We start from the raw sequence: 17,275 nt of genomic DNA, 5'->3' as shown, positions 1-17,275 counted from the left end.
TTGCCAGAAGACGCAGCTGGCTGATCTCAATGAAAGAGGATTCCCATGAACGTCTCTGAAGAAATCAAGCGTCTGCACGAGTTGCATCTGGCAGGTGCCCTGAGCGACGCGGAATTCGCGCAAGCGAAAGCCAAGCTCCTGAGCAATATCAACCTGGACAAGCCGGACAACGCGTCCGGCGCCGCTTCCGGCCCCGCGAACGACCTGGTGCAGGAATTCAACCGCCTGCGCCGGTCGCGCAACGACCGCTGGCTCGGCGGCGTCTGCGGCGGCCTGGGCCGCGCTTCCGGCATGGAAGCGTGGATCTGGCGCCTCGTCTTCGTCCTGTTTACATTGACCTTCGGCTTCGGCGTGGTGATTTACCTTCTATTGTGGATTTTCGTACCAGACGAAGAGATTGGAATAACAAAACATGAGTACTAAACAATTTGACGTAGTTGTCATCGGTGCGGGCCCTGGCGGCTACATCGCCGCCATCCGCGCAGCGCAGCTGGGCTTTTCCGTCGCTTGCGTCGACGAGTGGTCGAACGCCAAGGGCGGCGCCGCGCCTGGCGGTACCTGCACCAACGTCGGCTGCATCCCGTCGAAAGCGCTGCTGCAATCGTCCGAGCATTTCGAACACGCGGGCCACAGCTTCGCCGAGCACGGCATCGACGTCGCCGGCCTGAAGCTGAACCTGGGCCAGATGCTCAAGCGCAAAGACACCGTCGTCAAGCAAAACAACGACGGCATCCTGTACCTGTTCAAGAAGAACAAGATCGCCTTCTTCCACGGCCGCGCCGCTTTCGCCGCTGCCGCCGCTGGCACGTACGACATCAGTGTGACGGGCGAAGCCAACGAAACCCTGACGGCCAAGCACGTGGTCATCGCCACGGGTTCGAACGCGCGCGAACTGCCGGGCGCACCTTTCGACGAGAAACTGATCCTGTCGAACACGGGCGCACTGGCCATCGACGCCGTACCAGCCAAGCTGGGCGTCATCGGCGCCGGCGTGATCGGCCTGGAAATGGGCAGCGTCTGGCGCCGCCTGGGTTCCGACGTCACCGTGCTGGAAGGCCTGCCGGTCTTCCTGGGCGCCGTCGACGAGCAGATCGCCAAGGAAGCGTCGAAGTTGTTCACCAAGCAAGGCTTGAAGATCAACCTCGGTTGCAAGATCGGTGCGATCACGCCAGGCAAGAAAGACGTCACCGTGGAATTCGTGGACGCCAAGGGCGAAGCGCAAAAAGCCGTGTTCGACAAGCTGATCATCTCGATCGGCCGTACGCCGAACACGAATGGCCTGGGTGCCGACAAGGTCGGCCTGCAGCTGGACGAACGCGGCTTCATCGCCGTCGACGGCGACTGCAAGACCAACCTGCCGAACGTGTGGGCGGTGGGCGACGTCGTGCGCGGCCCGATGCTGGCGCACAAGGCCGAAGAAGAAGGCGTTGCCGTGGCCGAGCGTATCGCCGGCCAGCACGGTCACACCAACTTCAACACGATTCCTTGGGTAATCTACACCTCGCCGGAAATCGCGTGGGTCGGCAAGACCGAGCAAACCCTGAAGGCGGAAGGCATCGCCTACAAGGCCGGCACCTTCCCGTTCATGGCCAACGGCCGTGCGCGCGCGCTGGGCGACACCTCGGGCATGGTGAAATTCCTGGCCGATGCGACCACCGATGAAATCCTCGGCGTGCACATCGTCGGCCCGATGGCGTCCGAACTGATTTCCGAAGCCGTCGTGGCGATGGAATTCAAGGCTTCGGCCGAAGACATCGCGCGCATTTGCCACGCTCACCCATCCCTGTCGGAAGCGACCAAGGAAGCGGCACTGGCGGTTGACAAGCGCACGTTGAACTTTTAATTGTAGTTAGTCCTTCAGGGGCGCTCGCGGATTTTTTCCGCCGGCGCCCCTGTGCGTTAAAGCGAATCCCATGAACGTAGAAGAGTTTTACCAGCACGCGCTGCAGAAGCGTGATTTCAAGGCCGATGCCGCCCAGCGGCGCGCGGTCGACCGCCTGCAGCTGTGCTATGACGAGTGGGTGGCCTACAAGGGCCAGCGTTCGAGCACCTTCAAGCGCCTGCTGAACCGTCCTGCCGTGCCGAAAGGCGTGTACATGTGGGGTGGGGTGGGGCGCGGCAAATCGTTCCTGATGGACAGTTTTTACTCGGTCGTGCCCCTGGTGCGCAAGACGCGCCTGCACTTCCACGAATTCATGCGCGGCGTGCACCAGCAGCTCGACGAATTGAAAGGCGTGGCCGACCCGCTCGACGAGGTGGCCAAGCGCATCGCCAAGAAATACCGTCTCATCTGTTTCGATGAATTCCACGTCTCCGACATCGCCGACGCGATGATCCTGTACAACCTGCTGTCGGCCCTGTTCGCCAACGGCGTGTCCTTCATCATGACCTCGAATTACGACCCCGACCTGCTGTATCCGGACGGCCTGCACCGCGACCGCATGCTGCCGACCATCGCGCTGCTGAAGGACAAGCTCGACGTGATGAACGTCGACGCGGGCGTCGATTACCGCGGCCGCGCGCTGGAACAGGTGGAAAGTTACTATACCCCGCTGGGTGCGGACACGGACCGCTCCCTGCGCGACGCTTACACGCGCATCGCCGAGACGGCCGATGAAGACGCGCGCATCCGCATCGAGAGCCGCGAAATCCATTGCCTGCGCCGCGCCGGCGGCATCATCTGGTTCGATTTCGCGACTCTGTGCGGCGGTCCCCGCTCGCAAAATGATTACCTGGAAATCGCCAGCCGCTTCCATACGGTGATTTTGTCCGGCATACCGGCCATGTCGGCGGCGCAGTCGTCCGAAGCGCGCCGCTTTACCTGGCTGATCGACGTGTTTTATGATCAAAAGGTCAAGCTGATCATGTCGGCCGAAGTGGCGCCTGATGAGCTGTACACGAACGGCATGCTGGCCAACGAGTTTCACCGCACCGTTTCGCGTATCATCGAGATGCAATCGCGCGAATACATGGAAAAAGAACAGCGCGGCGCGGCCGACGCGATCGTTTGAGGCAGGGATAAGGAACATAATGGCAAATACACTATACAAGCTGGGTGCGGCGCTGGGCCTGGTCCTGGCGTTGTCCGCCTGCGCGCACCAGGGTGCCGCGGCGTTGGATGAAGTCGGTGCGCCGCAGGTGCCCGCCACCTTGTCGGTGGACGAGGCGGACGCCAAGCTGAAGCTGGTCGCCAGCGAGCGCGCGGCGGCGGAAAACGAGTTTGCCGCGCGCGAACTGGAGTGCTACGACAAGTTTTTCGTGAATAACTGCCTGGACAAGGCCAAGGAAAAGCGCCGCCTGATCCTCGTGCGCCTGCGCGCCGTCGAAGCGGAAGCGAATTACTTCAAGCGCGCCGAGTCCGTGCGCCTGCGCGATATCGATCTGGCCCGGACGCAGGAAAGTGCGCGCCTGGACGCCGAGCAGCGTGCCGCGGCCCTGCCCAAGCCCGTGAAAGTGGTCGCGCCCGAGCCGGCGCCGCCCAAGCCGAAAGGCAAGAGCGTGGCCGAGCGCGAGGCTGAGCACGCGGCGAAGGTGGCGAAACAGGCTGCCGCCGACGCCGCCGATGCCCCGCGCCGCGCCGCCCGCGAAGCAGCCTATGCCCGCAAGCAGGCTGACGCCGTGGCGCGCCAGAAACGGGTGGCGCAACGCCTGGCCGAGCGCCAGGCCGAAGCGCAGGCCAAGGCTGCCAAGGCGGCCGCCGCCGCTGCCAGCACGCCGGCCGTTGCTGTGCCTGTGCCGCCGGCCAAATAACACCGCTGCGCAGGGGGGCATGCCGGAAATGGCGTGCCCTAACCCGCGCGGCAGGTTAAACTACGCCCACTGGCTGCCTGCGTACGCTGCGCGCGCCGGTTTCCCAACACCGTTACCAACACTGCCTGGAACGCAACACATGAGCGATGCACAGCAAATAGAGCGGCGCCTGATTGAACTCAACGTGGAACACCGCGACCTCGATGCCGTCATCGAGTTGCTGATACTCGATGGCCACCATGACGAGCTGCAACTGCGCCGCCTGAAAAAACGCAAATTGCAATTGAAGGATCACATCACCTTGCTGAAAATGCAGTTGGTGCCCGACGTTCCCGCCTGAGGGGCGCCAGTAGCGTCCAGTCCAGCCTTCACCTAAGTATATTTTGACCGATCACAATTTATTGCCAGTAAACCCAGATGGCCAGCCTGCCGATCTGCCAGCCGAACTCCAGGCGCCGCCTGGCAAGCACGATGCCGACATCGAGCGCCTGTTCGGCGCCGGCGGCCCGCTGGGTCCGGCCGTGGGCAGCTACAAGCCGCGCCGTTCGCAAACGGAAATGGCGAAAGCCATCGCCAGCGCCATCGACAGCCAGACGACCCTGATCGCCGAGGCGGGCACGGGCACAGGCAAGACCTTCGCCTATCTGGTGCCGGCCCTGATGTGGGGCGGCAAGACCATTGTGTCCACCGGTACCAAAAACTTGCAGGATCAGCTATTCCTGCGCGATATACCCACCGTGCGCGCCGCGCTGCAGGCGCCCGTGTCCGTCGCCTTGCTGAAGGGCCGCTCGAACTACGTCTGCCACTATCACCTGGAACGCACCCTGCAAAACGGGCGCATGACGTCGCGCGACGACGTGGGCCACCTGCGCGAAATTTCGCGCTTCATCAAGATGACCAGCTCGGGCGACAAGGCCGAGCTGACCAAGGTGCCGGAAAACGCCATGATCTGGAACCTGGTGACGTCCACGCGCGACACCTGCATGGGCGCCGAGTGCCAGTATTACCAGGATTGTTTTGTCATGAAGGCCCGCAAGGAAGCCCAGCAGGCGGATGTGGTGGTGGTCAACCATCACTTGTTCTTTGCCGACGTGGCCCTGAAGGATACTGGCGTGGCGGAATTGCTGCCCTCGGCCAACACCATCATCTTCGATGAGGCGCACCAGCTGCCCGATACGGCCACTTTGTTCTTTGGCAATACGGTGTCGACGTCGCAAATCCTGGAACTGTGCCGCGACGTGCTGGCCGAGGGCCTCGCGCATGCGCGCGGCATCGACTGGGCCAAGACCGTCACGGTGGTGGAAAAGGCGGCGCGCGACCTGCGCCTGACCTTCCCGCAGGATATCGTGCGCCTGTCCTTGCCGCAGATCGCCCCGTCGAGCGACTTCTTTCCCGCGCTCGACACCCTCAAGGACGAGCTTGACGGCATGGTCGCCGTACTGGAAACCCAGGCGGAACGGGCGGAAACGCTGGAACAGTGCCGCGTGCGCGGCGTCGAGCTGGCGCAGCAGCTGAGCGGCTGGAAGTTCGACCCGAAGGCCAAAGTGGCGGCCGGCGAGGAGGCCGTGTTCTGGGTGGAAGCGTTTTCCAGCTCCCTGCAATTGCATAAAACGCCATTGTCGATCGCGCCCATCTTCAACAACCAGCGCGAAGGCACGCCGCGCAGCTGGATTTTCACGTCCGCCACCCTGGCCGTGAAAAACGACTTCAAGCATTTTTCCGAGCAGATGGGCTTGACGGGCGAACCGTCGCATACGTGGCCGTCGCCGTTCGACTATGGCCAGCAAGGCTTGCTGTTCGTGCCGCAAAACCTGCCGCAGCCGAACTCGCTGGGCTACACGGACGCCGTCATCGACTGCGCGCTGCCCATCATCGAGGCGGCGGGCGGGCGCACCTTCTTCCTGTGCACCACCTTGCGCGCCGTCAAGCGCGCGGCCGAGCGCCTGGCCGATGAATTCAAGCAGCGTGGCCTGAACTTCCCCCTGTTCGTGCAGGGAGAAAAGGGCCGCACGGAATTGCTGGACCAGTTCCGCGCGGCCGGCAATGGCGTGCTGATCGGCAGCCAGAGCTTCTGGGAAGGCGTCGACGTGCGCGGCGATGCGCTGTCGCTCGTGATCATCGACAAGCTGCCGTTCGCGCCGCCCGACGATCCGGTGCTGGCGGCGCGCATCGAAGTGATGGAAAAGCAGGGCAAGAACGGCTTCATGCACCACTCGCTGCCGGAAGCCATCATCAACCTGAAGCAGGGCGCGGGCCGCTTGATCCGTGACGAGGGCGACCGGGGCGTGCTGATGATCTGCGATCCGCGCCTGATTTCCAAGCCGTACGGCAAGCGCATCTGGCAAAGCCTGCCGCCGTTCAAGCGCACGCGCGACACCGCCGAAGTGGTGGAGTTCTTCCGCAACCTGCCCGCCAGGGGTGCTTAAGTCCTCGCTTAGGTCCTGCCTGCCGGCGCCATCCGCGCGCCGGCATATTTCCCTTTGTTATCAAGCGAATAGCGTTTTTCGCGCGGTGCCCGCTTGCGCGCCTGGCATGCCAGGAATCGGCGCGATCGCGCCAGTTTCTGGCATTGTGACGCATGTCCAGGACGCCAGACACATCTTTGCGCCAGCGCAAACAGGCTTGTTGCCGAGCGGTCTACAGTGAGCTCATGCCTTGCAGGGTCAAGGCGCGGCGATGGCAGGGCCGCACGGGGAACAGGGGGATGCCATGGAGATCCGCTACGGCTGTTTCTTGAGCTACGCGCACGGCCAATATGCGTTCATGAACAAGTTCAAGAATGACCTCATCGAGGCGCTGGCTTGCTATCTGGAACCGCACCTGGACCGCGAGGAAGTCCTGTTCATCGACAGCGAGCAACTGGGGGGCGGCGACGATATCGACCTGCGCGTGGCGCGCGCCATGTGCCAGAGCGTGTGCATGATCGTGCTGTACACGCCCAAATATGAAGCGCACGGCTACACGCGGCGCGAATTTGCCGCCATGCAACTGATCGAGCAGGAGCGGCGCGCCTGGTACGACTTGCCCAGCCACCTGATCATTCCCATCATCATGACGCGCCATCCGGACGGCTTGCCGCCGCAAATCACGGAATCGGGCCTGTACGTCGATTTTTCCGCCTATACCCTGGCCAGCGGCGACCTGAAATCGAATCCGCAATACCTGCCCGACATCGAACGCATCGTGCAGCGCATCGCCACGCATTACCACTTGCTCAAGCGGTCAACACCGCCCGGCCACGATTGCAGCCGTTTCGTGTTGCCCGCTATTCCGCCGGAATGGCGCGCCATTCCGCCTCCCCACTTTCCACGTTAATCACGTAAAAGGTCCTGTCATGGAATGCCAACGCCTCTCCCTGCCGCCTTTGAGCGCCCCTGGCGAAGTCGTCACCTTCTACTCCTACAAGGGCGGTACCGGCCGCACCATGGCCCTGTCGAACATCGCCGTCCTGCTGGCGCGCCGCGAAAACGCCAGCGTGCCCGTGCTGATGCTGGACTGGGACATGGAAGCGCCGGGCCTGCACCATTATTTCGAGCAGCACGAGGAGCGACCGGGCGTGCTCGAGTTCTTCGAGGCGTGCCGCCAGCAGCTTGAACGCATCAGCCTGGAAACGGCGGGCGGACGTGCCGGCGGTCAGGGCACGGGCCGCGAGGACGCGGCGCTGGCGCAGCGCGTGCTCGACGCCATCGACTGGCAGCAGTACGTGGTGCGCGTCGACCAGGGCAGTCCGCTGTACCTGATGCGCGCGGGGCGCTTCGACGCCAGCTACAGCGAGCGCCTGGCGCAGATGCGCTGGGATCAGCTGTTCGACAGCTGCCCGGCCCTGTTCCGCTGCTTCGCCGACACCCTGGCCCAGCATTTCCGTTACGTGCTGGTCGATTCGCGCACGGGCCGCACGGACAGCGCCGGCATCTGCACCACCTTGCTGCCGAAGAAGCTGGTGGTGGTCTTCACGCCGAACCGGCAAAGCCTGGAAGGCGTCGACGCGCTCGTCACGCGGGCCATCGAGTACCGCCGCAGCCATGAAGACGAACAGCGCCCGCTGCTCGTGTACCCCTTGCCCTCGCGCATAGAAATGGGCGACGGGGCGCAGCGCGCCGAGTGGCGCCGCGGCGATGCGCACAAGGGCATCGCCGGCTTCCAGCCCATGTTCGAGCGCCTGCTGCGCACTTCCTACGGCTTGCCGCAGATCGCCCTCGACAGTTATTTCGACGAAGTCCAGCTGCAGCAGACGAAAACCTTTGCCTATGGCGAGCAATTGGCCGTGCGTATAGACCAGGGCGGCGACCGCTTTTCCCTCACGCGCACCTTCGAAGCCTTTTTGCACTGGCTGACGGGCGGCTACTTCCCATGGCAATCGAGCCGTGAAATCGCCTTGCTGGGTGCCATCAGCGAAGCGCGCCAGGCCTTGCAGGCCGAACCGGGCCGCGCCGTGGCCCTGCCGCTGGCGCGCGACCTGGCGCGCTTGGGCGAGCTGTACCGCAAGGATGGCCGCAGCGGGCAGGCGCTCGAGGCTTTCCGCCAGAGCGTCGAGATCCGCGTGCGCCTGCTGGGCGAGGAGCATCCCGACAGCCTGACGTGCAAGAGCGGCATGGCGCGCCTGTTGCGCCAGCTGGGCAAGCTCGAGGAAGCCCGCTTCCTGGAAGAAGACGTGCTCGACGTGCGCGAACGCGTGCTGGGCAGCGAACATCCCGACACCCTGGCCGCCCGGGCCTGCCTGGCGAAAACCCTGTTGCTGCAGGGCGAACTGGCGGCGGCGCTGCTGCTGCAGGACACGGTGCTGGCAAGCTACGCGCGCCAGCTGGGCGGCGAGCATCCGCTGACCCTGGAAGCGATGGATGGCCGCGCCGCCACCTTGCTGCGCATGGGCCGGCTGGCGCAGGCGCAGCAAGTGCTGGCCACGGTGGTGGCGGCGCGCGAACGCCTGTTTGGCGCCGAGCATGGCGATACCCTGCGCAGCAAGCTGGCCCTGGCGCAGGCGCTGGGGCGCGAAGGCGACCTGGAAGGGGCGCGACGCCTGTTCGCTGCCGTGCTGCAGGCGCAGGAGCGGCGCCTGGGCAGCGACCATGCGGCCACCCTGGCCACGCGCGATTTGCTGGCCGACATCGTTGCCGGGCAGGGCGACTGGGCCGGCGCGCGCCAGTTGCATGAAGACCAGGTGGCGGCGCGCGAGCGCACGCACGGGCTCGATCATCCGGAAACCCTGATGAGCCAGCGCAAGCTGGCCGAGGCGCTGCTGCGGCGCGGTGAACTCGATGCGGCGCGCAGCGTGCAGGAGCAGGTGCTGGAAGTGCATGCGCGCCTGCTGGGCGAAGACCACCTCGATACCTTGCACAGCAAGACGCAACTGGCCGGCACCTTGCAGCAGCAGGGCGACAGCGAGGCGGCGCGCCTGCTGGAAGACGCCGTGCTCAGCGGCAGCGACCGGCTCTTGAACGCCCCCGTCACGGGGCATGCGGACAGCGTGCTGGACGGCGCGCGGCATTTGCAGGAAACCATCCTGGCCGGCCGCGCCAACGGGCACGAAGGGGCCGAGCCCGAGACCCTGGCCAGCATGATCTCTATGCTGCAAGGCATGATCGAGCGCGAACAGTATCCGCAGGCGGGCGAACTGGCCGAACATTTGAAGTCTTGCCTGCTGCGTCCGGGCGTGCCGGGCAAGCTGCGCCGGCGCGGCATGGCGCAGCTGAAAAGAATGTACAAATTACAAGGCGATTTGAATGCCTTGCTGGCCTTGCAGGAGGATGAGGTGCAGGCGCTGGAAGGGGCCTTGTCCGAGGCGCGCATCGAGCAGCGCTGATGCTGCGCGCCATGTCCGCGCGGCGGCACAAATAATGCAGTCTATCGGCGTGCGGTACGCGCAGTGTTGGCATTGCTTCAGGTAAAATCTCGGTATGAGAATTCTTATCAGTAACGACGACGGCTACCTGGCGCCTGGCTTGGCGGCCTTGGCCGACGCGCTCGCCCCCATTGCCGACATCGTCGTGGTGGCGCCCGACAGCAACCGTTCGGGCGCTTCCAATTCGCTGTCCCTGGACCGGCCCTTGTCCGTGCACAAGGCCGCCAACGGCTTTTATTTTGTCAACGGCACGCCCACCGACTGCGTGCACGTGGCGCTGACGGGCATGCTGATCGAGCGCCCCGACCTCGTGGTCTCCGGCATCAACAACGGCCCCAACATGGGCGACGACACCCTGTATTCGGGCACCGTGGCCGCCGCCACGGAAGGCTATCTGTTCGGCATTCCCGCCATCGCCTTTTCCCAGTCGCAATTCGGCTGGGCCAACCTGGACGCGGCCGCCCGCGTGGCGAGGGAAATCGTCGAGCGCCAGTTTGACGCCCTGCAGAAACCGTATCTGCTGAATGTGAATATCCCCGCCATTCCTTACGAGCAATTGCAAGGGGTGGTGGCCACGCGCCTGGGCAAGCGCCATTCGGCCGAGCCCGTGATCCGCGCGCTCGACCCCCGCGGCCGTGAAATCTTCTGGATCGGCCCCGCCGGCGCCGCCAAGGAGGGCGGTCCGGGCACGGACTTCCATGCTGTTGAACATGGACAAGTATCGATCACGCCGCTGCAGATCGACCTGACCCATACCGCCCAACTCGATGCACTGGCAAAAGGCCTGGCATGACCGCTCACGATGACCGACAACCATGACCGATAAGCCGCGCACCTTCCCCCTGTCCCTCGATTCGCTGGCCGGCAAGCCCGCCAGACAGGGCGGGGGGCAGTCGCTGGCCCAGTCCAGGATCGCCACGCCGCAGACGGCCACGCAGAATGCGGCGCAAAACGCGGCGCGCGGCGTGGCGCCGCCGTATGGCGCACACGCGGCCATCGCGCCGTCGCGCGCCCAGGCCATCGCCAATGAGCGGGCGCAGCCGGCCGTGGTGTCGCCGCCGCGGCAAAACCCGCTCGTCTCGGAAGCCGTGCGCCGGGCCATGGTGGCGCGCGTGGCGAAACAGGGCGTTAAGGACCCGGTGGTGCTCGGCGCCATGCAAGCCGTGCCGCGCCACATGTTCATGGACGAGGCGCTGGCGTCGCAGGCGTATATCGACGCCTCGCTGCCCATCGGCCACCACCAGACCATTTCGCAGCCGTACATCGTGGCGCGCATGATCGAAGTGATGCGCCAGGGCGGGGCGTTGCAGCGCGTGCTGGAAATCGGCACGGGCTGCGGCTACCAGGCGGCGGTGCTGTCGCTGGTGGCGAAAGAGGTGTATTCGATCGAGCGCATCCGGCCCCTGCACGAGCTGGCGAAGGCCAATCTGCGCCCGCTGCGCGTGTCGAATCTGCGCTTGCAGTACGGAGATGGTATGCTTGGCCTGCCGCAGGCGGCGCCCTTCGACGGGATCATCCTTGCCGCAGCCGGCCTGGAAGTTCCGCAAGCCCTGCTGGAACAGCTGGCGCCCGGCGGGCGTCTGGTTGCGCCGGTGGGGGCTAAATTGCAACACTTACAACTCATTACCCGGGTGGGGAAAATGGAATGGACTAGCCAAACCCTGGAAGATTGCCATTTCGTACCTTTGCGCCCGGGCACCATATGATCCCCGGATCAGCTAGCAAGCAGGACATATAAATACATGCGAATGATTAAGAAAAGTAACATACTTCTATGTAGCATCACCTTGGCCGCGCTGTTGAGCGGTTGCGGCACGACGGGCGTCCAGGCGCCTGTCGTCGAGCGCCACCCATCGAGCAGCAGTGCCGCCGCCAGCGATCCGCGCGACCGCGACCCGGCCTATTACACGGTCAAGCGTGGCGACACCCTGTTGCGCATCGCCCTCGAGCACGGGCAGAATTACCGCGACCTGGTGGCCTGGAACGACTTGAGCAACCCGAACGACATCAAGGTCGACCAGGTGCTGCGCGTGTTGCCGCCGAATGGCGACACGGGCGGCGCGCAAACGTCGGCCATCGTCATGCCGCCAGCGACGGAAGTCAAACCGGCCGCGCCTGTCGTGCCGAAGAAGACGGGCCCGCGCGGCGAGAAGCGCGCGTATTCCGACGCCACCCTGGCCGAGCTGCGCGCCGATGGCGGCACCGGCGACGCCAAGCCGGCGCCAGCCCCGGCAGCAGCCGTCGCCGCCGCACCGGCCGCCGCCGCGGCAGCCCCTGCGGCATCGGCGCCTGGCGACGACAAGATCAGCTGGATGTGGCCTTCCGAAGGCAAGGTCATCGGCACTTTCGACGAAGGCAAGAACAAGGGCGTCGATATCGCCGGCAAGGCGGGCCAGCAAGTGGTGGCCGCCGGCGCGGGAAAAGTCATGTATGCCGGGAGCGGAATCCGTGGTTATGGTAATCTTGTCATCGTGAAGCACAGTAATAGTTTATTGTCGGCGTATGCGCATAACCGCAGCATCCTGGTGAAGGAAGGGCAGAACGTCAACAAAGGCCAGGCTATCGCCGAAATGGGCGATTCCGATGCCGACCGCGTGAAGCTGCACTTTGAAATTCGCCAGCAGGGCAAGCCTGTCGACCCTTCGAAATTCCTGCCTAACCGTTAGGTAAAGCAATGACACACGCGCCGCACGACCAGCTGGACGATGACCCGGAACTGCCGGAAGACGGGGCAGACGAAGTCGTGACGGACGATGCCGGCGAACTTGACGGCATTGATGCCGTCGACGCGGGCGAGGGCGGCGAGGTGGCCAGCGTCAGCGTGCTGGTCGAAAGTGTCGATGAATTGAAAAAAGTGCTGGCGGCCGAGCTGTCGACCGATACCACCCAGCACTATCTGAACCAGATCGGCACGCGGCCCCTGCTGACGGCGGCGCAAGAGGTGCATTACGCCACCCTCGCCAAGCAGGGCAATTTCGAAGCCCGGCAAACCATGATCGAGCACAATCTGCGCCTGGTCGTGTCGATCGCCAAGCATTACATCAACCGGGGCGTGGTCTTGCTCGACATGATCGAGGAAGGCAACATCGGCCTGATGCGGGCCATCGACAAGTTCGAACCCGAGCGCGGTTTCCGTTTCTCCACCTACGCCACCTGGTGGATACGCCAGAGCATCGAGCGCGCCATCATGAACCAGGCGCGCACGGTGCGCCTGCCCGTGCACATGGTGCGCGAACTGAATCAAATTCTGCGCGGCAAGTACCACCTGGAAGCCCAGCACCACGATGGCAAGGATGCCACCGCGGAAGACATCGCCCACCTGGTGGGCCGTCCCGTGGAAGAGGTGCAGGATATCCTGGCCCTGTCCGAGCACGCCACTTCGCTCGACGCGCCGCTCGACAACGATCCGCAGTCGTCGCTGATGGACATGTTGCCCGGCGCCAGCGAAGACAGCCCCGACGCGCGCGCGGAACACCATGAAATGACGGTGCTGGTGCGCGACTGGCTGACCAAGCTGCCCGACAAGCAGCGCGTGGTGATCATGCGCCGTTTCGGCCTCGACAACGACGACCCGGCCACCCTGGAAACCCTGGCCGAGGAAATGGGCGTGACGCGCGAGCGCGTGCGCCAGATCCAGCAGGAAGCCTTGATCAAGCTCAAACGGGCTATGGCCGCGCGCGGCGTGGTGCGCGACTCTCTGCTCTAGGACGCCCGGTCCCGGTATTTCCGGGGCCGCATCTGCTATCATACGCCCCGCTCGCGGCGCCTGACCTTTCCCCCATTCTTTCAAGTTCCAGCGCGGCCCTGCGTCCTGGCCCACTCTTACCTATTGATCGCTATGCAAGAAAATATCATCGAAATCAAATCGCTCGACATGGACGCCCGTGGCGTTGGCCATATTGAGAACGAAGACGGCTCGCCGGGCAAGGTCGTGTTTGTCGAAGGCGCGCTGCCGGGCGAGCGCGTCAGCTTTGTGACGTTCAAGAAGAAGAAAAACTGGGAAATGGCCCGCATGACGGCGCTGCACCGCGAGTCATCGATGCGCGTGACGCCCAAGTGCAAGCATTTCGACAATTGCGGCGGTTGCTCGATGCAGCACCTGGAGCCGTCGGCCCAGGTGGCGATCAAGCAGCGCGTGCTGGAAGACAACTTGTGGCATATCGGCAAGGTACGTCCGCAAAGCATCATGCGCCCCATGTATGGCCCGACGTGGGGCTACCGCTACCGCGCGCGCCTGTCCGTGCGCCACGTCAAGAAGAAAGACGCCGTGCTGGTGGGCTTCCATGAAAAGAAATCGGCGTTCGTGGCCGACATGGACAGCTGCGAAATCTTGCCGCCGCACATCTCGGCCATGCTGCTGCCGCTGCGTGGATTGATTGCCTCGTTGTCCATCTTCGACCAGATGCCGCAGATCGAGCTGGCCGTCGGTGAAGACGTCACCGCCATGGTCTTGCGCATCATGGCGCCATTGACGGCGGATGACGAAACGAAATTGAAGGCTTTTGCCGACGAGTACGGCGTGCAATGGTGGCTGCAGGTGAAGGGCCCGGAAACGGCCGTGCCGTTCTATCCGCTCGACAAGCAATTGCACTACCTGCTGCCGGAATTCGGCGTCAAGATGCCGTTCAAGCCCGTTGATTTTACGCAAGTGAACCACCACATCAACCGCGTGCTGGTGTCGAAAGCCCTGCGCCTGCTGGAAGTGCAGCCGACCGACCGCGTGGCCGACTTGTTCTGCGGCCTGGGCAATTTCACCCTGCCGCTGGCCACGCAGGGCAGCGAAGTGGTGGGCATCGAAGGCAGCACCACCCTGACGGAGCGGGCGCTGGAAAACGCGCTGGCCAATGGCCTGGCGGAAAAAACCTCGTTCTCGACGCGCAACCTGTTCGAAGTGACGACGGACGACCTGATCGCGCTGGGCAAGTTTGACCGCATCCTCGTCGACCCGCCGCGCGATGGCGCCATGGCCCTGTGCCAGGCGCTGGTCGGCCTGTCGCAAGTGCGTCCGGACATGCTGCCGAAGCGCATCGTGTACGTGTCGTGCAGCCCGTCCACCCTGGCGCGCGACGCCGGCATCCTGGCGCTGGAAGCGGGCTATGTGCTGAGCAAGGCGGGCGTGGTGAACATGTTCCCGCATACTTCGCACGTCGAATCGATGGCGGTGTTTGATTTGATCTGAAGGCACACCTGATAAAACGTCCATAGCTGCGTTGCCTTGCCTAGCCGTACTTACGTACTGTCTTCGGCAAGGCGCCTTGCTCTGAACGTTCCAAAAACGTCCATAGCTGCGTTGCCTTGCCTAGCCGTACTATTCGTACTGTCTTCGGCAAGGCGCCTTGCTCTGAACGTTTTTCAGGCGCGCTGAAGCTTCCCATGCGCTGGCCCTGATTCCGTGCTAATACCACTTACAGCGTGTTATAAAACTGGTCTGTCTTTTCCCGATCCAGCGTCTTTTTTCCTCCTTCCTCTGCCGTTTTTTTGCTTGTCCAGTAGGACAACGCGCCGTCCGCCTCCGTCGTTATGTTTTCTTTGCAAAGTGGTATTGCCCACTTTGAGGCCACTTCAAAACCACTTGACCGCCTATTTTTTCAGCAGCATGCTGTTCTTGCAACTGCAAAAAACAAAATCACAGGTAGCTTTTTCATTGAAGCAGAGTGGTATTTCCGCAAACCTGAACAGGAGACAACGTGGAAAATTTAATACTCAAAAAAACGATCAGGAACATGATGGTATGTCTGACCAGCGGTGGCGTGCTGGCGGCCTGCGGCGGCGGTGGTGACGCCGGCGCGCCGGCCGGTTCGCAATTGCTGGCGGCCAGCACGGTGGTCGCCTGCGTGCCGTGGCAAGAGGGCGGCACGTATAACGCGGGCACAGTGGTCACCTACCTGGGCGCCAACTACACGGCCCTGGTGACGCAGACCGATCACGTGGGCTCGGGTTGGAACCCCGTCGCCACGCCGAGCCTGTGGAGCGCCGGCGGCACGTGCGATGGCGGAACGACGCCAACCCCTACGCCGACACCAACGCCGACACCAACGCCGACACCAACGCCGACCCCAACGCCGACCCCGACACCGGCGCCTACGCCAAATCCAACGCCCACCCCGACGCCAACACCCGCCGGCGGCACCTGCGCGCTGGCGTGGGTGGCCGGCACGGCCTACAGCGCGGGCGCCACCGTCAGCTATGCGGGCACGAATTACCGCGCCAACTACTGGACGCAGGGCGACAACCCGTCGACCAGCAGCGGCGCCGCCGGCACGGGCAAGCCATGGACCAGCCTGGAGATCTGCAGCACCACGCCTACCCCGACGCCGACGCCGACGCCTACTCCAACGCCGACTCCAACGCCAACCCCAACGCCGACACCGACGCCGACACCGACACCGACGCCGACGCCAACGGGCCGCGAGGTCGGTTCCTATTTCGCCCAATGGGGCGTGTATGGCCGCGATTACGAAGTGGCGAACGTGCATACCAGCGGCGTGGCCGACAAGTTGACCTTCATCAACTACGCTTTCGGTAATATCTATCCGAAAAACGGCGGCTACGAGTGCGCCATGATCACCAAGACGGAGCCGGGCGCGACGAATCCGAACTCGCCGGATGCGGGCACGGGCGGCGATGCCGAGGCCGACTACATCCGCACGCCGAAACGCACCGTCGATGGCCAGGCCATCCCGTGGGATGCACCGTTGTCGGGCAACTTCCTGCAGTTGAGAAAGCTCAAGGCGGCGCACCCGAACTTGAAACTGTTCATCTCGCTGGGCGGCTGGAGCTGGTCGAAGAACTTCTCCGTCGGGTCCGCCACGGATGCGCTGCGCAAGCAGATGGTGCGTTCCTGCATCGACATCTACATCAAGGGCAACCTGCCGGTGCAGGGCGGCCGCGGCGGCGCGGGTGCGGCGGCGAATATCTTTGACGGCATCGACATCGACTGGGAATATCCGGTTGGCGGCGGCCAGCCGTACAACACGGTCAGCCCCAACGACAAGCGCAATTTCACCTTGCTGATGGCGGAATTCCGTGCCCAGCTCGATGCGCTCGGGGCCGCCAACGGCAAGCGCTACCTGTTGACGGCCGCGGTCGGTGCCGGCAAGGACAAGATCGACAACACGGAACCGGCCCTGTACTCGCAGTACATGGATTGGATCAACCTGATGACCTACGACTTCCACGGCGGCTGGGAAAACAGCACCAACTTCAACGCCCAGCTGTTTGCCGACCCTGCCGACCCGTCGACAGGCATGGCGCGCGAATACGTGGGCGACAAGGCGGTGCAGTACATGATTGCCGCCGGCGTGCCGCGCGACAAGCTGCTGCTGGGCATACCGTTCTATGGACGCGGCTGGACGGGCGTGGCGCCGGGGCCGAACGGCGATGGTCTGTACCAGGCGGCCACGGGCACGGCGCCGGGCACCTACGAGTCGGGCATCGAGGACTATAAAATCCTCGTCGCCAAGGCCGGCACGCGCTACTACCATCCCGTGACCAAGCAGCTGTACCTGTACACGGGGGCGGGCGGCCAGTGGTGGAGCTATGACGATCCGACCGTCATCGGCACCAAGGTGAAATACGTCAAGGACCAGGGCTTGCGCGGCGCGTTCTCGTGGGAACTCGATGGCGACGCGAATGGCGTGCTGGCAACCGAGGTGTGGAAAGTGCGGTAATGTTGATGTAATGTAA

The 17,275-nt window shown here is 63.8% G+C and carries 14 protein-coding genes; all 14 read left to right on the top strand.

Going from position 1 to position 17,275, the window contains the following annotated elements; translation table 11 throughout:
- Nucleotides 1–45: 45 nt before the first annotated feature.
- The 14 genes from BZG29_RS21375 (at nt 46) to BZG29_RS21310 (ending at nt 17,259) form a co-directional block, all read left to right on the top strand.
- Nucleotides 46–423: a PspC domain-containing protein gene (locus BZG29_RS21375; protein WP_077407361.1), complete on the top strand. Its 378-nt coding sequence runs from the start codon at nt 46–48 to the stop codon at nt 421–423.
- Complete coding sequence (lpdA, locus tag BZG29_RS21370) at nt 413–1,843, top strand: dihydrolipoyl dehydrogenase (protein WP_034752057.1); 1,431 nt, start codon at nt 413–415, stop codon at nt 1,841–1,843. Before BZG29_RS21375 ends, lpdA begins: the two co-directional genes overlap by 11 nt.
- Before the next feature lie 70 nt (nt 1,844–1,913).
- A complete protein-coding gene (zapE, locus tag BZG29_RS21365; RefSeq protein ID WP_077407358.1) occupies nt 1,914–3,011 on the top strand; it encodes a cell division protein ZapE in 1,098 nt (365 codons plus the stop codon).
- Nucleotides 3,012–3,030: 19 nt separating this feature from the next.
- Nucleotides 3,031–3,750 carry a hypothetical protein gene (locus BZG29_RS21360; protein WP_077407355.1) on the top strand — a complete coding sequence of 240 codons (720 nt, stop codon included), beginning with the start codon at nt 3,031–3,033 and terminating at the stop codon, nt 3,748–3,750.
- Between the two features lie 139 nt (nt 3,751–3,889).
- A complete protein-coding gene (locus BZG29_RS21355) occupies nt 3,890–4,090 on the top strand; it encodes a DUF465 domain-containing protein (RefSeq protein ID WP_034752051.1) in 201 nt (66 codons plus the stop codon).
- 61 nt (nt 4,091–4,151) lie between these two features.
- Entirely contained in the window at nt 4,152–6,176 is a 2,025-nt protein-coding gene (locus BZG29_RS21350) for an ATP-dependent DNA helicase (RefSeq protein ID WP_253192668.1), read from the top strand.
- A 283-nt stretch (nt 6,177–6,459) separates the two neighbouring features.
- Nucleotides 6,460–7,065, top strand: coding sequence for a toll/interleukin-1 receptor domain-containing protein (locus tag BZG29_RS21345; RefSeq protein ID WP_077407350.1), 606 nt, complete (start codon nt 6,460–6,462; stop codon nt 7,063–7,065).
- Between the two features lie 19 nt (nt 7,066–7,084).
- Complete coding sequence (locus BZG29_RS21340; RefSeq protein ID WP_077407347.1) at nt 7,085–9,550, top strand: tetratricopeptide repeat protein; 2,466 nt, start codon at nt 7,085–7,087, stop codon at nt 9,548–9,550.
- 94 nt (nt 9,551–9,644) lie between these two features.
- Nucleotides 9,645–10,382 carry a 5'/3'-nucleotidase SurE gene (gene surE, locus BZG29_RS21335; protein ID WP_077407344.1) on the top strand — a complete coding sequence of 246 codons (738 nt, stop codon included), beginning with the start codon at nt 9,645–9,647 and terminating at the stop codon, nt 10,380–10,382.
- Nucleotides 10,383–10,404: 22 nt separating this feature from the next.
- Nucleotides 10,405–11,295, top strand: coding sequence for a protein-L-isoaspartate(D-aspartate) O-methyltransferase (locus tag BZG29_RS21330; protein ID WP_077407341.1), 891 nt, complete (start codon nt 10,405–10,407; stop codon nt 11,293–11,295).
- Nucleotides 11,296–11,337: 42 nt separating this feature from the next.
- The gene (locus BZG29_RS21325; RefSeq protein WP_077407338.1) at nt 11,338–12,255 is read left to right on the top strand and encodes a peptidoglycan DD-metalloendopeptidase family protein; all 918 of its coding nucleotides are present in this window, start codon (nt 11,338–11,340) and stop codon (nt 12,253–12,255) included.
- 8 nt (nt 12,256–12,263) lie between these two features.
- On the top strand, nt 12,264–13,295 hold the full coding sequence (gene rpoS, locus BZG29_RS21320) for an RNA polymerase sigma factor RpoS (protein ID WP_077407335.1): 1,032 nt from the start codon (nt 12,264–12,266) through the stop codon (nt 13,293–13,295).
- Nucleotides 13,296–13,427: 132 nt separating this feature from the next.
- Nucleotides 13,428–14,768 (top strand): 23S rRNA (uracil(1939)-C(5))-methyltransferase RlmD, encoded by a 1,341-nt coding sequence (rlmD, locus tag BZG29_RS21315; protein ID WP_077407332.1) that lies wholly within the window; start codon nt 13,428–13,430, stop codon nt 14,766–14,768.
- 544 nt (nt 14,769–15,312) lie between these two features.
- On the top strand, nt 15,313–17,259 hold the full coding sequence (locus BZG29_RS21310) for a glycosyl hydrolase family 18 protein (protein ID WP_253192667.1): 1,947 nt from the start codon (nt 15,313–15,315) through the stop codon (nt 17,257–17,259).
- Nucleotides 17,260–17,275 lie beyond the last annotated feature (16 nt).

Source organism: Janthinobacterium sp. LM6, from assembly GCF_002002885.1.
In the GTDB taxonomy this organism is placed as follows: Bacteria; Pseudomonadota; Gammaproteobacteria; order Burkholderiales; family Burkholderiaceae_D; genus Janthinobacterium; species Janthinobacterium kumbetense.
Note: the sequence above shows the minus strand (reverse complement) of the source record. Positions and strands in the feature narration are given on the sequence as shown.